This window comes from Aquimarina penaris (assembly GCF_040786285.1).
Taxonomy (GTDB): Bacteria; Bacteroidota; Bacteroidia; order Flavobacteriales; family Flavobacteriaceae; genus Aquimarina.
This window is the reverse complement of sequence record NZ_JBFMKQ010000001.1, coordinates 581384-599214: the sequence shown is the minus strand read 5'-3', so window position 1 is coordinate 599214 and position 17831 is coordinate 581384. Positions and strand designations below refer to the sequence as shown.

Genomic DNA, 17831 nt, shown 5'->3' with positions numbered 1-17831 from the left:
CTATCACTAACCTAAAAGAAACTTCTTCACTAATTGGTGTACTTCAACTTTAGCTTTTTCGAGATCATCATTGGTTACAATAGCATCAAATTGTGGCGCAGTAGCCATCTCGGTAGAAGCTTTGGCAACACGCATATTGATCTTATCTTCAGACTCGGTTTTACGTTTTTTTAGACGAATTTTTAGTTCCTCGATACTTGGTGGCTTCACAAAAATTGCCAAAGTACGATCGGGATATATCCTCTTTATATCCAGACCTCCAACTACATCAATATCAAAAATTACATGCTTACCGCTATCCCAAAGTCGTTGTACTTCGGTTTTAAGGGTTCCGTAAAAATTATCTCGATATACTTCTTCCCATTCTAAAAACTCATCGGCTTTTATTTTGTCTTTAAACTCTCTTAACGACAAGAAATAGTAATCTTTTCCGTGAATTTCTGCACCCCGAGGTTCTCTGGATGCTGCCGAAATCGAAAACCCAAGATTTAACTCTTCTTCGTTGAGTAAATATTTAACTAAAGTAGTTTTTCCACTACCAGATGGCGCCGAAAGTACAATAAGCTTTCCCTGGTTCATTTACAACACGTTTAGTAATTGTTCCTTAATTTTTTCTAATTCGTCTTTCATCTGCACCACCAATTGTTGCATTGGAGCGTAATTAGATTTACTACCTATGGTATTGATCTCACGGCCAATTTCTTGGGTAATAAAACCAAGTTTTTTCCCGTTAGAATCTGCAGAATTCAAGGTGGTTGTAAAGTATTCTAAATGATTGGTAAGTCGAACTTTTTCTTCGGTAATATCAAATTTTTCGAGATAATAAATCAACTCTTGCTCAAAACGATTTTGATCTACTTCTTCTTTTAGGTCTGATACAGCTTTGTGTAATCGTTCTTTAACGGCTTCAATACGTTCTGGATCTATTTTTATGACTTGATCCAGCAAATCACCTATGTTTTTAGCACGAAAAGTAAAATCTTTTTCTAAAGCTTTACCCTCATCAATTCTATATTCTTCTATTTTAATCAAGGCATCTTGTAACGCTTCTTTTATTGCACTAAATTCTTCTTCATTAATCTCTTCACGTTCAATTTTTAAAGCATCTGGCATACGAACGGCCATTTTCATTAATTCGGTAGTATCGCCTTGATGTACATTAGATAATTGTCTGATGTATTCTTTTACAATAGCTTCATTAACCTTTGTAGATGTTTCTTCTCCAGTGGCTTCAACATATAATCCAAAATCAACTTTACCTCTGCTTAAAGCTTTCGCAATGGTATTGCGCATTTCGAGTTCTTTTTCTCGGTATTGAGAAGGGATTCTTGCATTAAGATCTAAGTTTTTGCTATTAAGCGACTTAACCTCGATGGTTATTTTTTTTGTAGGTAGCTGCAGGATGGATTTCCCGAAACCTGTCATAGATTTGATCATAGAATTATGCTAAAAGTTGCACGAAGATACAAACTAATTACGAATGCATAATGACGAATTACGAATGATAGGGTGACCGACTACATCTTTATGCTTTCAACGTTTTATATTATGCTTCGGGATTCTTATTCCTGATTCTTTTGTATAATTTAATACCAAGCATTAACAAAACAGATAGGGCTACGATACCGATGACTCCGTAGATCCAGTTTATAGCATCTCGAACAACAACTAGAAAGATAACCGAGAATAAAATGATAGTAGATCCTTCGTTCCAGATTCGCATTTGACTAGATGACCACTTTATAACATCATTTTGAAGTTGTTTGTAGATGAGATGACATTTAAAATGATAGGCAAATAACAAAACTACGAAGCCTAACTTAACATGCATCCAAGGTTGTTGCAACCATGCAGGCATTAAGATTAATAACCAAATTGCAAATAACGTTGCCAATATTGCAGAAGGCCAGGTGATGATAAACCAAAGCCGTTTCGCCATTAATTTGAGTTGATTACCTAATATTTCTCTGTCGGGTGAAGGTTTTTGAAAAGCTTCAATCTGATAGATAAATAATCTCGGGATATAAAATAGCCCCGCGAACCATGTGATCACAAAGATCAGGTGCAGGGATTTTATGTAGTTGTAGTATTCTAGCATTTAGTCTTCAACAAAAAGATAATTAAGCTGCAATGTATTAAACGCTGAATTAAATTCTGTAATTTCTTCTGAAATTAATTTATCAAAAGCCGTTAACTGATCATTGATTTGTTTGACCAACTCATTTTTTACCGCAATATCCTGTTCGGTTGGACCAAAATCACCCATGCCTACTAAAGAATTAAGATGCCCAAGTTTGTTAGTTAATTTAATGGGAAAGTTGAGAGGATCCTGATTACTTTTATTCTTAGTTTGGTACAATGCTTTTTCGATCTCGCCAAATTGTTGTTGTAATTCTGAAGCTTTTTTGACTAAATCTTTGGTCTTTTCGTTGGATGTATATTGTTTCTCGAATGCTTTAAGCTGAGTGTTGATCTTTCTGATTTTTTTGATCGATTGATGTGCTTTATCTACAGTTTCGTTCACACTGGTGATAAAATCAAACTGAGCTTGCATTTGCTGAGGTGTTGCTTCTGCTCTTGGGTCGGCTACAATAGTAAAAGGCTGCTTGGCAACTTCTTTTCCATTTACATTTAAACTTACTTTGTAAGTACCAGGTACAGCTTTGGGGCCATCAAGATTTGCCCACCAAAGGATCATTCCTTTTAATTTTTCTGCTCCTTTGCCACGCATATTCCAGGTAAATAGATGAGCTCCTTTTTCTTCTATGTCTAACCGATCTTTTTTATCTTTTGCTTTATTGCTAAATGATTTTAACGTGTCGTTTTTTGTATTAAAATAGGTGAGTGCAATGGTATCTTTTGTGGTATCAAAATTTTGTATATAGAAATAAGTCATTACTCCGGCGGGGTGATTAGTGCCTTCGGTCTTAGAGTCTTTAACACTTTCTCCTCGCATGCGATATGCATTCTTGGGTTGATATAGAATGTGGTTTTGTGTTTTTAAATTATCATTTAACTGATGCAACACAGTAAGGTCATCAATAATCCACAAACTTCTTCCCTGAGTAGCAACAATCAAGTTATTTTGTTTGATGGTTATATCTGTAATAGGTACAATCGGTAAATTTAATTGAAAAGATTGCCAGTTCTTACCATCATTATAAGAGATGTACATGCCAGTTTCTGTACCAGCATATAATAATCCCTTACGTTTAGGATCTTCTCGTAGAACGCGTGTAAAATGCTCTGGGGCAATTCCGGTAGTAATTTTGGTCCAAGATTTACCATAATCGGTAGTTTTATATAGATATGGAGCAAAATCACCTGATTTGTATCGTGTTCCGGCAATATAACATGTGCCTTCATTAAAAGTACTGGGTTCTATGCTATTGATCATCATCCATTCGGGCATTCCTTTAGGAGTTACATTGTTCCATGTTTTTCCACCATCCTGACTGAGGTGCACCAACCCATCATCACTTCCTACCCACAGCAACCCTTCTTTTAAAGGACTTTCGGCGGCTGCAAAAATGGTGCAATAATATTCTACCGATGTATTATCCTGAGTAATCGGTCCACCAGAAGATTTTAATTTTTCTGGATCATTTCGTGTAAGATCGGGGCTAATCACCTGCCAGCTTTGCCCTTCATTTTCGGTTACATGAACACGGTTAGAGAAGGTATACAATCGATTAGGGTTATGTTTTGAAAACAGAATCGGGAAATTCCACTGAAAGCGATATTTCATATCCTCGGCCCCATGTCCCATGGGGTTATCTGGCCAAACACTTACAGAACGTATGGTTTCGGTTTTGTGGTTTACACGAGTTAAAAAACCATCGTAACTTCCGCCATAAACAATATCATTGTTTTTAGGATCTACGGCGATGTGCGCTGATTCTCCACCAGCGGTGCGTTCCCAATCATTTTCAGAAATGGATTGACCGGTACTTCTGTGGTTAATTCGTATGGTAGAATTGTCTTGCTGCGCGACATATATTCTATATGGAAAATGGTCGTCTGTCGTTACTCGATAAAACTGTGAAGTAGGTTGGTTGTGATATGTACTCCAGGTCTCGCCTCCATCATAGGTAATTTGTGCACCCCCATCATCACCGATAATCATGCGTTTTGGATTTTCTGGAGCAATCCATAAATCATGATGATCTCCATGTGGAGCACGAAAGCTACTAAAGTTTTTTCCGCCATCTTTACTTTTATGATAGGATACATTTACCACATAAACGATGTCTTTATCTTTTGGATCGGCATAAATACGAGAATAATACCAGGCACGTTGACGTAAGCTACGATCGCTATTCAGTTGATTCCATGTTTCACCTCCATCATCACTACGATAAACGCCCCCTTTTTCTTTGTTTTCTACGATAGCCCAAACGCGTTCGCTATCTACCGGAGAAACGGTAACTCCTATAATCCCCAGTGTGTCTTTTGCAAACCCTTTATGTTTTGAGATTTCCTTCCATGTTGTTCCGCTATCGGTACTTTTCCATAAGGCAGAGCCATCTCCACCAGAACTTAAACTATACGGTGTTCTTCTCGCATTCCAGGTAGAAGCGTATAAAATTCTTGGATTGTTAGGGTCTAGGGTTAAATCAACTGCGCCAGAATTTTGATTGGCAAAAAGAACTTTACTCCATGTTTTTCCACCATCAGAACTTTTATAAACTCCTCGATCCTGGGTAGGTTTATAAATATTACCGAGTACTGCGGCATACACAATATCAGGATTGGTGGGATGAATAGATATTCTGGGGATATGCCTGCTTTTAGGTAGACCAGATTGTACCCATGTTTTTCCTGCATCTACACTTTTCCATACTCCATATCCCGAAGACACATTGCCTCTCAGAGTTTTTTCGCCACCCCCAACATAAATAACATTAGGATCACTTTTAGAAACCGAAATAGACCCAACCGAGCCTCCAAAAAAACCATCAGAAATATTCTCCCATGTACGTCCGCCATCTGTAGTTTTCCAAATACCACCACCAGTGGCTCCAAAATAGAATAAATTTGGTTTTCCTGGTACTCCTGTTACTGCTGCACTTCGCCCCCCGCGAAACGGCCCAATCAATCGGTATTCGAGAGCATCGTATAATTCTTGAGTATACGTTTGAGCATGGATAGTAAAAATACTTCCAAAAGCAAAAAAGAGGATACAAAGTACCCTGTAGTAATGTGAGTGCATGTTCGCTGAGTTTTTAGTTGAAAATACCCTAGCATTTTGTACATGTAGATTTGATGGGATACTAAAGTGAGGAATTAAAAATAATTTGAAAACATTTTCACGTAATTTTAACCTTGTATACTTTAGTTTGATTGTTATTTTTGAAATATGTTTCAGGAAGGATTTACATTAGTGTTAAGTTGTTTGGGTGTTATCCAGGCACTTTTTCTTTGCTTTTATCTTTTTACGTTAAAAAAAGGAAACAAAATAGCTAACAGATTTTTGGCTTTTGTTTTATTAGCACTAACCATTCGAATTGGCAAATCTGTTTTTCATAATTATATAGAGGTTGATCCTGGGGTAAGAAATATAGCGATTTCTACTTTTTTAACTGTAGGGCCATTTTTATGGTTTTATGGTCAATCTCTTTTAGACAAACAGTTCTCTTTCTCAAATAGAAAGTATATTCATTTAGTTCCTTTTGGAGTCTTTTTCTTATCCAGCCCAATACTTCCTAATAGAGGGGACTTCATTTCTTATCTACTATATTCTATGGTTCTTTTTCATTTAGGAATGTATTTGACTATTTGTTGGAGATATATTTTCAAGAATAAGAATGAGGTAAGTGTACAACTCCTAAAATGGTATAGAAATATTGTGATTGGAGTTAGTGTTATTTGGGTATTATATGTCGCAATTTTCATGAAGCTTATTCCATTTTATATTTTGGGAGCTATTTCTTTTTCTTTTTTGATCTACATATTTTCTTTTCTTCTGTTAAAGCGACATGTTTTTTCTTTAGAAAAGTATAGTAATTCAAGTATAAACAGAAAGGTTTCCAAAAAACTAATAGAAGAACTTAAGTCTTTGTTCGAAGCCGAAGCAATGTATTTAGAAAATTCTATTTCATTAAATTCTGTTGCAGAACGACTTTCGGTTAAACCTAGAGAATTATCACAGGTTATTAATGAAAATGAACAAAAAAATTTCTCTGAGTTTGTGAACCACTATAGAATAAAAAGAGCAAAGCAATTACTTATTGATCCAAATTATGATTTAGAAAAAATAGCCACAGTGGCTTATGATTCAGGTTTTGGAAATGTCACTTCATTTAATTTGGCATTCAAATTCGAAACTCAAATTACTCCTTCGCAATATAGAAATCAATATAAAATTACCTAGTTTTCGTTTTAAAAATCATGTTTTTTAAAGAGTTTTGATGTGATGTTTTGGATTTTGCGCTAAGAAAACATTAAAAACATGAAAACATATCTTTTTGTAATTCTTACGTTAATCTTGTGTACTACAATTAATGCACAATCTGAAGAAGAAAATATTAAAACAACGATTAATAAATACTTGAGTGGCACCTCATACAATACACCAGAAATGATTGAAGAGGCATTTTATGAAGAGGCGACGTTATTTCTTACTCACAAAGAAAAAAAACTTTGGATTGTACCTGTTAAAGAGTATGTATCATGGTTTCAAAATAAAGAGAAAGGAAAATTTAATGGTCGTATTGGTAAGGTATTGTCAATCGATCAGCAAAATGATATAGCAATGGCAAAAGCCGAAATATTGGCGAAAGGAAAAGAAATAAGATATATGGATATTTTCCTGCTGAAAAAAATTGAAGGAGAGTGGAAGATCATTAGTAAAGCAGCAACTAGAATAAATTAGTTTATTTAGTAGGTTCTTCTGAAATTATAAGTTTGGTTCTTACCTCGCGGTTTAAAAAATATCCAGTAACAATGGTTGCCAGTACATCTGAGATAGGAAATGAAATCCAAACACCTAATTCACCATAAAACTTGGGTAAAATTAAAACTAACGGAATAAAAAAGAAGCCTTGTCGGGATAGGGTTAGGAGTAATGCGGGGACCACTTTTCCGACGGCCTGAAAATAAGCAGCACCAATAAGTTGTAATGCAATAATGGGTGTGGCTGCAAAAACCCATCGCATAGGCTCGGCAGTATGAGAAAGTACAAATTGGTTTAGTGCTAATTCTTTCGAACTTAGATTAGGGTCATTACTTAAAAACAAAGATGTAATTTCTGAAGGAAAAACCATTAATCCGATAAAAACTAGTGTAGCAACAATAGATGCATACATAATCGCTGTGTTAATGGTTTGACGTACACGGGGATATTGCTGAGCGCCATAATTGTATCCCGCAATAGGCAAAAACCCTTGTGTTACTCCAAATACAGGAAATAAAGCAAACATCAACATTCTACCAATAATGGCATATACAGCAACTAAGCCTTCTTGTCCTAAATTGAATAAGATGTTGTTCATCAACAAATAAGTGACACTTACGACCGCTTGCCTGGCCATGGTAACCCCGCCTAGTGATGCAATTTCGGATACAATATCTTTTTGCAGCCCAAAATGGCGAAAGCCGATTTTTAATTCAGAATTTTTAGAAGAAAAAAACCAAAAAACATACAAAAAACATGCTAGATACGAACCCGTAGTTGCCCATGCTGCACCATGCATTCCCATATCCAGCACATAAATAAAAATATAATCTAGTAATAAGTTACTAATGGTAGGAATGATCATTGCGGTCATTGCAAACTTAGGTTTTCCTTCGGCTCGTATTACCGTATTTCCCATCATGGCAAAACCAAGAATGGGCACACCGTATAATAGGATGGTGTAATAGATTTTTGCAGGCTCGAATATGTCGCCTTTTCCTCCAAATCTTGGGATAATATCATCAACAAAGATCAGCCCTAGGATTACTAAAGGTACCATGACTATGAACCCAAGAGAAATCTGATTGCCAAAGGTTTTTAGTGCTTTTTCTCTGTTTTCGGCTCCTAAAGCGCGCGAAATAATACTCGATCCTCCGACGCCAATAGACATACCTAACGCTCCAATAAAAAATGACACCGGTAATACTACATTAATTGATGCAAAAGCGATAGAGCCAATCCAGTTGCCCACAAAAATTGAGTCGACTAGAATATTGAGCGACATCACCAATATCCCGATCGAAGCCGGAACCGCCTGTTTTATTAATAATTTTCCGATAGGTTCGACACCCAGGGCTTCAGAGGAGACTTTTGCCATTATACTGAAGCAGTTTTAACAGAAACCCATTCATTTACCCAATTTGCCAGTACATCTGCCCATTCGTCACGATCATTGAGACAAGGGATGGTGGTAAATTCTTGACCGCCAACTTCGTGAAAAATTTCTTCACCTTCCATGGCGATTTCTTCTAAAGTTTCTAGGCAATCCGACACAAATGCCGGAGTAACAATAGCCATTTTTTTGATTCCTTCTTTACCCATTCTTTCGATAGTGCGATCGGTATAAGGCTGTAACCATGGATCAAAACCTAATCTAGATTGAAATGAGGTAGAATACGTTCCGTTTTTAAGCCCCAATTTTTTAGCTACCTGTACTGTGGTCATCTCACATTGATGACGATAACAGAACTCGTGTTGCACTGCTCCTTTTTTAAAGCAACACTTTCCGTCCATTTTACAGTTTCCATTACTAATATCACTTTTTCTAATGTGTCTCTCAGGTACTCCGTGATAGCTAAACAAAAGGTGTTCATAATCCAAGTCTTTAATTTTTTCGGCAATACTATTGGATAACACATCAATGTATTCTGGTTTGTTATAAAACGCAGGAATATCGACGAATTTCATATTTGGAAAATGTGCAGTACGTAATTCTTCGGCTAAAACTAATATGGTTTCTGTAGTCGCCATAGCAAATTGCGGATACAACGGGATAATCATTACCTCATCCACTCCTTTATCATGTAGTTCTTGTAATCCTTTTTTGATATTCATAGAACCATATCGCATTGCTAATCCCACAGGAATCGAAGTACGTTTTGCGACTTTATTTTGTAATCTTTCTGAAAGAACAATAAGTGGAGAACCTTCATCCCACCATATTTTTTTATAGGCAGCAGCAGATTTTTTAGGTCGGGTATTTAAAATAATTCCTTTTACCAGTAACGTTCTGGCCCAAAGAGGAACATCTATAACTCTTGGATCCATTAAAAACTCACCAAGATACTTTTTTACATCTTTAGGATCTGTGCTGTCTGGTGATCCGAGGTTAACAAGAAGTACTCCTTTACTCATATTTTTTCTTTTTCAGATGTAGCAAAAATACAAACAATTAAGAGCTTGAATACTAAAAAAACGATAAGACTTTTTGATAGTGCGATTGCTTAATTTTTAAAACTCAAACATACCTTATAATTACGTTAAATTGTAATAAACTCGAAGTTGAGTAGTTTTATTTTAGTATTTTTATGTAGATAAAAAAGCAAAGATGAACCCGGTACAATTAAATATTTATTATTTAATTGTTAAGTCTGCTATAGGGTAGATATGGGTTGCATGTGACTGTTAACAAACAATATTAAAAACCACATGAAACGTATTATTGTAGATGTCGAAAAAGACAAACTACCTTTTGTCCTGGAACTATTAGAACAATTTGAATTTGTATCAGTACTAGCAGATACTACTGATGAGGATCAAGGAATGTATGATTCTATAGTTTCTTTACAAAAAGGAATTGGGATTCCCAGAGTGGAATTATTCGACTAAGCGGTCTTTAATTTAGACTCGTGACATATTTTTTTGGAGTAGTGCCGAATTTCTTTTTAAATGCGGCGATAAAATGACTCGCCGTACTGTAGCCTACTTTTAGCCCTACTTCATTGACATTATGACCACCTGTAGCCAATAGTTGTCGGGCTACTTCCATTTTATAATCAAATAAGAAAGCATAGACCGGTTCTCCATATATTTGTTTAAAACCATCTTTAAGTTTTTTAAGGGGCAATCCAATTTCTTTAGATAATTCCTGTAATGTGGGAGGTTCGGCCATTCTTGCAATAATAATCTCTTTGGCTTTTTTGATTTTTATTACATTTTCTTCATCGACCAAAAATGGGCATTGTTCTATATCGGCATCTTCGGGTCTATTAAAATAGAGGCTTAATAATTCGTATGCCTTTCCTTTAAAATATAAGAATTTAATAGATTGATGTAAGCTGTAGTTCATGATTTGATTTAATACGACAGCCATAGAAGGTGAGATGTTCCCATCGTTGTAATATTTTTTATCCCGGTTTCCTTCTCCAAGGAATGGGATATAGTCTGCTTCTCTAGAAAATAAAGAGTGAAACTTTTTTATGGATATTAGTATGGTAATTAGCCAAGAATCTTTTTTCATTTCCAGATTCATGGGCAAATTTCGCTGTGGATTATACAGCAAAAGCGAATTTTCCTCAGAAAGATTCAGGGCATAACTTCCATTATTAAAATTGAAGGTAACGGCACCCTTTACACAAAAGTGAAATTGAATAAAACTACTATCAATATCTCGGATAACTTTTTGACTTTCAGGAGTTTCATTTTGAAATTTAAGGATGTGAAATCCTTCTTCGATTTGAGTTTCTTCTAAAATACCCGGAGCGTTATTTTTTAATTCAATTTCCATTTCCATATATGTTATTTATTTAGAATAAATCTAAACTATCGACAAGAGAACCTCTTGAATTACTACAAAAATAGGTGTTTTTGCTCATTTTTGTCTAAATAATATCTTAAACAACGTTTTTCGACACTAAAAATCCCTCTGGCGTTATTTTTTTCGAAGATGGTGGGATATTTTTGTGACGGAAATTTAGATTTGATTGGATGGAGCCTCACCTAAGAGCGAAAGGAACAAATTTTTATACTATCGGACTCAGCTATAAAAAAGCTGATGCAGAGATTAGAGGTCACTTTAGCGTAAGTGATGAAGGTAAGGTTGCGATATTACATCAAGCCAAAGAAGAAGGTATTGAAGCCTTATTAGTTACTTCTACATGTAATCGAACAGAGTTACATGGTTTTGCACAACACCCATTTCAGTTAATCAAACTACTTTGTGAACATACGCATGGTACTGTAGAAGAGTTTGAAAAAGTGGCGTATGTATATAAAAACAGCAATGCCGTAGCGCATCTGTTTAAAGTGGGTACTGGTCTTGATAGCCAGATTTTAGGTGATTTTGAAATTATAAGTCAACTAAAACTTAGTTTTAAAGCATCAAAAAAAGTAGGCGTAACAAATCCATTTCTTGAGCGTCTTATCAATGCCGTGATTCAGGCAAGTAAACGAATTAAGAACGAAACCGAAATTTCTTCGGGAGCTACGTCTGTGTCCTTTGCTTCGGTGCAGTACATTCAGAAAAACGTTGAAAATATTTCAAATAAGAATATATTACTTTTTGGCACAGGAAAAATAGGTCGAAATACTTGTGAGAACTTAGTAAAACATACCAAGAATGATCATATAGTTCTAATCAACCGAACCAAAGATAAAGCAGAAAAAATAGCGGGTAAGTTTAATCTTGTCGTAAAAGAATATGCAAATATACAATCCGAAATCAAGAATACAGATATTCTGATTGTTGCTACAGGAGCCCAAAACCCTACAATTTCTAAGCAATTGATCCACTCAGACAAACCCTTATTGATTTTGGATCTATCTATTCCCAAAAATGTTTCTGATGATGTTACCGAATTACCTAATGTTACTTTAGTACATCTGGATCATTTATCAAAGATGACCGATGATACGCTACAAAGAAGACAGCAGTACATTCCTCAGGCAGAAGATATCATCGAAGAAGTGCGATTAGAGTTTGATAGTTGGTTAGATACTCGAAAATTTGCCCCAACAATCAAAGCCTTAAAAAATAAATTGACGACCTTAAAAGATGCGGAGTTAAATTTGCAACGAAAAAAATATGAAGATTTTGATGAGGAACAAGCTGATATAATCAGTAGCCGCATCATTCAAAAAATAACAAATCATTTTGCCAATCATCTCAAAGATGAAAACACTTCGGCAGATGAGAGTATCGAATTAATTCAAAAAGTTTTCCAATTACAAAATAAATAGTCTTGGCTAAAACGATTCGTATAGGTACCAGGGATAGTGAGTTAGCACTTTGGCAAGCTAATACTGTACAAAACAAGTTGACAGATCTTGGTCATAAAACAGAATTGGTTCCTGTAAAATCAACAGGAGATATTGTGCTTGATAAACCATTATACGAATTAGGAATCACTGGGATTTTTACTAAAACCTTAGACATAGCAATGCTAAATGGTGATATAGATATCGCTGTTCATTCTATGAAAGATGTTCCTACAGCCTTACCAAAGGGAATAGTAGAAGCGGCCGTTTTAGAGAGGGCCAATGTAGAAGATATTTTGGTGCATAAAGAATTGGATTTTTTAGAAAATGAAGGCACCATTGCTACAGGTAGTTTACGCCGACAGGCACAATGGTTACACAAATATCCGAACCATAAAGTGGTTGATCTACGCGGAAACGTAAATACTCGTATGCAGAAACTTATGGATAATAGTGATTGGAACGGAGCCATTTTTGCTGCTGCAGGATTAGAACGTATTCATCTAAAGCCAGAGAATTATATCAATTTAGACTGGATGATCCCTGCACCTGCTCAAGGAGCGATGTTGGTTGTTGCTAAAGAAGAAGATGAGTATTGCAGAAAAGCATTGTCTCAGTTAAATCATGAAACATCAGAAATCTGCGTACATATCGAAAGAGAATTTCTTAGAGAATTAGAAGGAGGTTGTACGGCGCCCATTGGAGCCTTAGCGATTATTAAACATGGGAGTATTCATTTCAAAGGAGCTTTACTTAGCCTGGATGGGAAACATAAGATTGAAGTCAAAAAGGATATTAAGCTCGAAGAAAGAATGGGTTTTGGGAAAAAATGTGCACAAGAAATATTGAATAATGGAGGGGCAGAATTGATGAAGGAGATTAAAGCCATGATGAAATAGATTGAGTGCTAAACCTTCCATACTATCCACTAAAAAATTATCTTTTGCTCAAAAAGAATTAGTACTTAATTCGGGTTTGGGATTTGTTGAATATAACGGGATTGAAATAGAGCTTTTGGAGATTAAAAAAGATACGCAAATCCAGAATGCAATTTTTACCAGCAAGAATGCGGTAAAAGCGATTATAGAATCTGGAATTAACGTTTCAAATTGTTTCTGCGTCGGTTCGACTACCAAAAAGTTATTAGAAAAAAATGGCCAAAAAGTAATAGAAACTGCTCAAAATGCTTCAGATTTGGCCAAAATCATTATAAAAAAGCACAAAAATGAGTCTTTTCTGTTTTTTTGTGGAAATTTAAGACGAAATGAATTACCCGATCTTTTACAACAAAATAATATCAAGGTAAAAGAACAGGTAGTGTATAAAACATATCTGAATTCGAAGAAATTTGATCGTTCTTTTGATGGGATTCTATTTTTTAGTCCATCGGGAGTTCAAAGTTATGTTGCAGAGAATAGTATTAAAAAAAGTACTGTTTTTTGTATTGGGGCTACTACGGCTTCTGAAGCAAAAAAACATACTGATACGATTATAATAGCTAATAAACCTACCGTAGAAAACGTGATTGTTCAAGCGGTAAAGTATTTTAAATAAATAAACGAATTGTCATTCCTGCGTAGGCAGGAATCCACTTTTGTAACAATTAAAAAGATCCTGAATCAAGTTCAGGATGACAGAAAATATGATAAAAAACGATTTATTTCTTAGAGCCTTAAAAGGAGAAACCGTAGAGCGCCCTCCGGTATGGATGATGCGCCAGGCAGGTCGATATTTGCCCGAATTTATGAAATTAAAGGCTAAATATGATTTCTTTACTCGTTGTCGTACTCCAGAATTGGCTTCAGAGATTACGGTACAGCCAATAGATATCATTGGCCCGGATGCAGCGATCTTGTTTAGTGATATTTTGGTGATTCCGCAGGCTATGAATATCGAGGTAGAGATGAAAGATGGGATTGGTCCTTGGTTGCCGAATCCGATTCGTACTTTAAAAGACGTAGAACAAGTTATTGTTCCCAATGTTTATGAAGAACTTGGATATGTAATGGATGCGATTAAATTAACCAAAGAACGCCTGGATAATAGAGTACCACTTATTGGGTTTGCTGGTTCGCCATGGACTATTTTGTGCTATGCAGTGCAAGGGCAAGGATCGAAGAATTTTGATAAAGCTAAAGAACTGTGTTTTACACAACCTGAAGCTGCTCATCAATTATTACAAAAAATCACAGATACAACCATAGCATATTTAAAAGCAAAAGTGGCTACCGGTGTGAATGCTGTTCAGGTATTTGATAGTTGGGGAGGGATGTTATCACCGGTAGATTATCAAGAATTCTCCTGGAAATATATTCAACAAATTGTAGATGCTCTTAAAGAGGAAACCGAAGTCATTGTTTTTGGAAAAGGATGTTGGTTTGCATTGCAAGAAATGGCAAATTCGGGAGCAGCAGCACTTGGAGTAGATTGGACGTGTTCTGCAAGAAATGCACGGTACTTAAGCCGAGGAAATATTACACTACAAGGTAATTTTGATCCGTCAAGATTGCTATCACCACCGGCAGAGATCAAAAAAATGGTGAAGCAAATGATCGATGAGTTTGGTAAGGATCGTTATATAGCGAACCTGGGACATGGGATTCTTCCAAATATCCCTGTAGAGAATGCTAGAGCATTTGTGGATGCAGTAAAAGAGTATAGATAGATAATAATGAGGGTTTGGAGTGTATTGCGAAGACTTAGTCTGAGAGAATTACTTCAATTAACGGGGGTAATGCTTCAAAATCCGTTATTTATTATTCCAACTTTAAAGGCAACAAAGCAAACGATACGTATTTGCAATGTTATTTATGAACATACACATCATAAACACGGTAAAGCGAATGCTTTTCGACATGCTTTATGGAATGTATTAATTTGCCAAAAAACCTATTATTTCACTAAAAATGTTGAAAAATCCATCATTTGGAGTCAAAAAGTGACCGATTTGCATGAAAAACTGGCTCCAAATGAACCTTTAGAAAAGGCAATGGATTTGCATAATAATAAAATGGGTAGGTCATGTTTTACTACCTTGAAGAGTAGTTCTGAAGAAGAAATTATTACTTTTTTAAAGAAAGGTGTACAAAAGGCTAAGAAAGTAACAGAAATCAAAGACATATGGGATCATCAAAACAATTTGGTTTATCTTTCTGAAGAGTAAATGAAACAAAATTGATTAAATGACTACTTATAAGAAGCAATAATCATAAAATAACACTTATGTTCAAAAACATTATTAGCGGAATTAAAGCATATTTTGGAACGTTTAATTTGATTTTTAAACTAGGATTGTGGAAATATTTTGCCATCCCTATTTTGATAAGCTTGCTTACAGGGTTGGGCTTTGTTGCTTTAGCGTATTTCTTTTCGGATAACCTGGGACTATTAATTGCCAAAGTTTGGCCATGGGAGTGGGGGTCTGAAACGTTTGCAACGATCAGTACGTACCTGGGAGGATTTTTAATCCTGGTTTTGGGACTGGTATTGTACAAACACATTGTCATGGCATTGTCTGCACCATTTATGAGTCCGGTTTCAGAAAAAGTTGAAGCTCATATTTTAGGCGAAACCAATCATACACATCGTAATACATCGTTTAGACAGCAATTGTCCAGAGGTATTCGCATTAACTTGCGAAACCTATTCAAAGAATTGTTGTTTATGTTGCCATTGTTGATTCTTAGCTTTATCCCGGTAGTTGGTATTGTAGCGACAATACTAATTTTTCTTATACAGGCATATTATGTAGGCTTTGGTAATATGGATTACACTATGGAACGTCATTTTAATTATAAAGAAAGTATCCAATTTGTAAGAAAAAATAGAGGCACAGCAATAGGTAACGGTATTGTATTCGTATTGATGCTTTTTATACCGATTATAGGGTTCATTATTACCTTGCCTATATCTGTGGTTGCGGCATCGTCTGCAACGGTAAAAATTTTAGATGAGAAAAAGCTTATAATAACGAACAATGTTTCAGAAAAACCTAAAGAAGTCGAAGCTTAGGTTTGTACTTCAAGAACATCATATAAAATAGTATGAAAGACAAATTTTACCAATACATACAAAATCTTCAGGATACCATTACTTCAAAATTGGAGGAAATTGATGGTAAGACCAAATTTAAAGAAGATCTTTGGAAACGACCAGAAGGAGGAGGAGGCAGAACCCGAGTAATCGAGGGCGGAAATGTATTCGAAAAAGGAGGGGTAAATATTTCTGGAGTACATGGTACATTACCCAAAGCGATGCAAAGCTATTTTAATGTTGGAGATGTTGATTTTTTTGCTTGTGGATTGTCTTTAGTATTACATCCCGCTAATCCAATGGTTCCTACAGTTCATGCCAATTGGCGATATTTTGAAATGTATGATAAAGATGGGACTGTTGTTGATCGATGGTTTGGTGGCGGCCAGGATTTGACACCCTATTATTTGTTTGATGAGGATGCAATCCATTTTCATAAGGTTTGTAAAACGTCTTGTGACAAGCATAATCCAGATTTTTATGCAGCGTATAAGAAAAAATGTGATGAATACTTTTACAATTCTCACCGCGGAGAAGGGCGTGGAATTGGAGGCTTGTTTTTTGATTATTGCAAAGCAAATGATGAAATGACCATAGAAAATTGGTATGATTTTGTTACAGAAGTAGGAAACAGCTTTCTTGAGGCCTATATACCTATAGTAGAACGTAGAAAAGGGATAAAATATACCGATGCTCAAAGAAATTGGCAAGAAATTAGACGGGGTCGTTACGTAGAATTCAATTTAGTACATGATAAAGGAACACTATTTGGATTAAAAACAAATGGTAGAATAGAAAGTATCTTAATGAGCCTTCCACCCAGCGTACAATGGCGGTATAACCATAATCCAAAACCGGGAAGCGAAGAGGAAAAACTAGTTAAAGTGCTTAAAAAACCCGTTGAATGGCAATAGTTTGAATTTTTTTTATTATCTTGCGCTCGTATTAATTAAGATGTATCATATTATGTCTTAATCATTTAACACAAGCCCTTATGAAAAAACTTCTACTATTATCTATTGTGATCCTACTTGTTAGCTGTAATCTTTTTGAGCCTAAGAAAGAAGGATTTGCTAAATTTTCAAAAAACAAAATTGAATTCAAAAACAACACGATTGTTCTTACAAGTGATTATGTAAAAGCAACTCCAGATGATTTCAAAGCAAAAATTGATTTGCTAGAAGGTAATCTAAAATTTAAAAATGTTGCCCTTGCAGAATTGAAGAAGATCGAGGATAAAAATGTAGATTTCGAATTATTTGTTGATGAAACAAATATAGAGAACTACGTATTTATCTACACTTGTGATTATTATCAGTTTGATGAACACAGAGCTGCAAGAGTTGTGCAGGCACTTAGTGATCAGGTAAAGGATGAGTCCAATGTCCAGGAAGTGAAATACAAAAGAATCCACGGTCGATTTTTCTTCACTCCGACATCTAAAGTTGTTAAGCTTAAGTATTTAAAAGCTTACAAGAAAGACAAAAAATTTCAAACCGAATATATCGTTGCTTCAAAATCTGGAGGTGTTGGTCTATTGATCAGTAATCTTGAAGATATCGATTTTGAAAGCTCTATAAAGCGTTTCGCCTCAAAGTAAATACCAATTTTGGTTTTTCCAAAGAAAAGCAAAATGCCGTATCTTAGA

18 protein-coding genes are annotated in these 17831 nt (G+C 35.4%); 11 read left to right on the top strand and 7 right to left on the bottom strand.

Features of this window, described 5'->3' with window-relative positions:
* Positions 1–6: 6 nt before the first annotated feature.
* The 4 genes from gmk to ABW637_RS02330 form a co-directional block, all read right to left on the bottom strand.
* Positions 7–579: a guanylate kinase gene (gmk, locus tag ABW637_RS02345; RefSeq protein ID WP_367583020.1), complete on the bottom strand. Its 573-nt coding sequence runs from the start codon at positions 577–579 to the stop codon at positions 7–9.
* Complete coding sequence (locus ABW637_RS02340) at positions 580–1437, bottom strand: YicC/YloC family endoribonuclease (protein ID WP_367583019.1); 858 nt, start codon at positions 1435–1437, stop codon at positions 580–582.
* 109 nt (positions 1438–1546) lie between these two features.
* Positions 1547–2098 carry a CopD family protein gene (locus ABW637_RS02335; RefSeq protein ID WP_367583018.1) on the bottom strand — a complete coding sequence of 184 codons (552 nt, stop codon included), beginning with the start codon at positions 2096–2098 and terminating at the stop codon, positions 1547–1549.
* Entirely contained in the window at positions 2099–5212 is a 3114-nt protein-coding gene (locus ABW637_RS02330; RefSeq protein ID WP_367583017.1) for a VPS10 domain-containing protein, read from the bottom strand. It lies immediately after the preceding gene.
* Between the two features lie 147 nt (positions 5213–5359).
* On the opposite strand from ABW637_RS02330, the gene ABW637_RS02325 reads away from it, so the two are divergent.
* Both ABW637_RS02325 and ABW637_RS02320 read left to right on the top strand, forming a co-directional pair.
* On the top strand, positions 5360–6373 hold the full coding sequence (locus ABW637_RS02325; RefSeq protein WP_367583016.1) for a helix-turn-helix domain-containing protein: 1014 nt from the start codon (positions 5360–5362) through the stop codon (positions 6371–6373).
* Between the two features lie 78 nt (positions 6374–6451).
* Positions 6452–6874 (top strand): nuclear transport factor 2 family protein, encoded by a 423-nt coding sequence (locus ABW637_RS02320; RefSeq protein WP_367583015.1) that lies wholly within the window; start codon positions 6452–6454, stop codon positions 6872–6874.
* A gap of 1 nt (position 6875) precedes the next feature.
* Here ABW637_RS02320 and ABW637_RS02315 read toward each other — a convergent pair whose 3' ends face one another.
* Both ABW637_RS02315 and hemH read right to left on the bottom strand, forming a co-directional pair.
* The gene (locus ABW637_RS02315; RefSeq protein WP_367583014.1) at positions 6876–8273 is read right to left on the bottom strand and encodes an MATE family efflux transporter; all 1398 of its coding nucleotides are present in this window, start codon (positions 8271–8273) and stop codon (positions 6876–6878) included.
* A complete protein-coding gene (gene hemH / locus ABW637_RS02310; protein ID WP_367583013.1) occupies positions 8273–9310 on the bottom strand; it encodes a ferrochelatase in 1038 nt (345 codons plus the stop codon). The genes ABW637_RS02315 and hemH overlap by 1 nt, the downstream gene beginning before the upstream one ends.
* A 294-nt stretch (positions 9311–9604) precedes the next feature.
* Here hemH and ABW637_RS02305 point away from each other — a divergent pair, with 294 nt between their 5' ends.
* Positions 9605–9784, top strand: a complete 180-nt coding sequence (locus ABW637_RS02305; RefSeq protein ID WP_367583012.1) for a hypothetical protein — start codon at positions 9605–9607, stop codon at positions 9782–9784.
* 7 nt (positions 9785–9791) lie between these two features.
* On the opposite strand, the gene ABW637_RS02300 is transcribed toward ABW637_RS02305, so the two are convergent.
* Positions 9792–10682, bottom strand: coding sequence for a helix-turn-helix transcriptional regulator (locus ABW637_RS02300; protein ID WP_367584446.1), 891 nt, complete (start codon positions 10680–10682; stop codon positions 9792–9794).
* Positions 10683–10882: 200 nt separating this feature from the next.
* Between ABW637_RS02300 and hemA the strand changes: the two genes are divergently transcribed.
* From hemA to ABW637_RS02260, 8 genes are all read left to right on the top strand, one after another.
* Positions 10883–12133, top strand: coding sequence for a glutamyl-tRNA reductase (gene hemA / locus ABW637_RS02295; RefSeq protein ID WP_367583011.1), 1251 nt, complete (start codon positions 10883–10885; stop codon positions 12131–12133).
* A 2-nt stretch (positions 12134–12135) separates the two neighbouring features.
* Positions 12136–13050 carry a hydroxymethylbilane synthase gene (gene hemC / locus ABW637_RS02290; protein ID WP_367583010.1) on the top strand — a complete coding sequence of 305 codons (915 nt, stop codon included), beginning with the start codon at positions 12136–12138 and terminating at the stop codon, positions 13048–13050.
* A 1-nt stretch (position 13051) separates the two neighbouring features.
* A complete protein-coding gene (locus tag ABW637_RS02285; RefSeq protein WP_367583009.1) occupies positions 13052–13705 on the top strand; it encodes a uroporphyrinogen-III synthase in 654 nt (217 codons plus the stop codon).
* 88 nt (positions 13706–13793) lie between these two features.
* A complete protein-coding gene (gene hemE, locus ABW637_RS02280; protein ID WP_367584445.1) occupies positions 13794–14816 on the top strand; it encodes a uroporphyrinogen decarboxylase in 1023 nt (340 codons plus the stop codon).
* Between the two features lie 6 nt (positions 14817–14822).
* Positions 14823–15314 carry a DUF6973 domain-containing protein gene (locus ABW637_RS02275; RefSeq protein ID WP_367583008.1) on the top strand — a complete coding sequence of 164 codons (492 nt, stop codon included), beginning with the start codon at positions 14823–14825 and terminating at the stop codon, positions 15312–15314.
* 59 nt (positions 15315–15373) lie between these two features.
* Complete coding sequence (locus tag ABW637_RS02270) at positions 15374–16162, top strand: EI24 domain-containing protein (RefSeq protein ID WP_367583007.1); 789 nt, start codon at positions 15374–15376, stop codon at positions 16160–16162.
* 32 nt (positions 16163–16194) lie between these two features.
* A complete protein-coding gene (hemF, locus tag ABW637_RS02265) occupies positions 16195–17097 on the top strand; it encodes an oxygen-dependent coproporphyrinogen oxidase (protein ID WP_367583006.1) in 903 nt (300 codons plus the stop codon).
* An 80-nt stretch (positions 17098–17177) separates the two neighbouring features.
* On the top strand, positions 17178–17783 hold the full coding sequence (locus ABW637_RS02260; RefSeq protein WP_367583005.1) for a hypothetical protein: 606 nt from the start codon (positions 17178–17180) through the stop codon (positions 17781–17783).
* Positions 17784–17831: the final 48 nt, after the last annotated feature.

What these genes read in the sequence shown, in the direction of transcription:
- gmk (WP_367583020.1), bottom strand. Translation starts at nt 579, where the DNA reads ATGAACCAGGGAAAGCTTATTGTACTTTCGGCGCCATCTGGTAGTGGA.
- ABW637_RS02340 (WP_367583019.1), bottom strand. Translation starts at nt 1,437, where the DNA reads ATGATCAAATCTATGACAGGTTTCGGGAAATCCATCCTGCAGCTACCT.
- ABW637_RS02335 (WP_367583018.1), bottom strand. Translation starts at nt 2,098, where the DNA reads ATGCTAGAATACTACAACTACATAAAATCCCTGCACCTGATCTTTGTG.
- ABW637_RS02330 (WP_367583017.1), bottom strand. Translation starts at nt 5,212, where the DNA reads ATGCACTCACATTACTACAGGGTACTTTGTATCCTCTTTTTTGCTTTT.
- ABW637_RS02325 (WP_367583016.1), top strand. Translation starts at nt 5,360, where the DNA reads ATGTTTCAGGAAGGATTTACATTAGTGTTAAGTTGTTTGGGTGTTATC.
- ABW637_RS02320 (WP_367583015.1), top strand. Translation starts at nt 6,452, where the DNA reads ATGAAAACATATCTTTTTGTAATTCTTACGTTAATCTTGTGTACTACA.
- ABW637_RS02315 (WP_367583014.1), bottom strand. Translation starts at nt 8,273, where the DNA reads ATGGCAAAAGTCTCCTCTGAAGCCCTGGGTGTCGAACCTATCGGAAAA.
- hemH (WP_367583013.1), bottom strand. Translation starts at nt 9,310, where the DNA reads ATGAGTAAAGGAGTACTTCTTGTTAACCTCGGATCACCAGACAGCACA.
- ABW637_RS02305 (WP_367583012.1), top strand. Translation starts at nt 9,605, where the DNA reads ATGAAACGTATTATTGTAGATGTCGAAAAAGACAAACTACCTTTTGTC.
- ABW637_RS02300 (WP_367584446.1), bottom strand. Translation starts at nt 10,682, where the DNA reads ATGGAAATTGAATTAAAAAATAACGCTCCGGGTATTTTAGAAGAAACT.
- hemA (WP_367583011.1), top strand. Translation starts at nt 10,883, where the DNA reads ATGGAGCCTCACCTAAGAGCGAAAGGAACAAATTTTTATACTATCGGA.
- hemE (WP_367584445.1), top strand. Translation starts at nt 13,794, where the DNA reads ATGATAAAAAACGATTTATTTCTTAGAGCCTTAAAAGGAGAAACCGTA.
- ABW637_RS02275 (WP_367583008.1), top strand. Translation starts at nt 14,823, where the DNA reads ATGAGGGTTTGGAGTGTATTGCGAAGACTTAGTCTGAGAGAATTACTT.
- ABW637_RS02270 (WP_367583007.1), top strand. Translation starts at nt 15,374, where the DNA reads ATGTTCAAAAACATTATTAGCGGAATTAAAGCATATTTTGGAACGTTT.
- hemF (WP_367583006.1), top strand. Translation starts at nt 16,195, where the DNA reads ATGAAAGACAAATTTTACCAATACATACAAAATCTTCAGGATACCATT.
- ABW637_RS02260 (WP_367583005.1), top strand. Translation starts at nt 17,178, where the DNA reads ATGAAAAAACTTCTACTATTATCTATTGTGATCCTACTTGTTAGCTGT.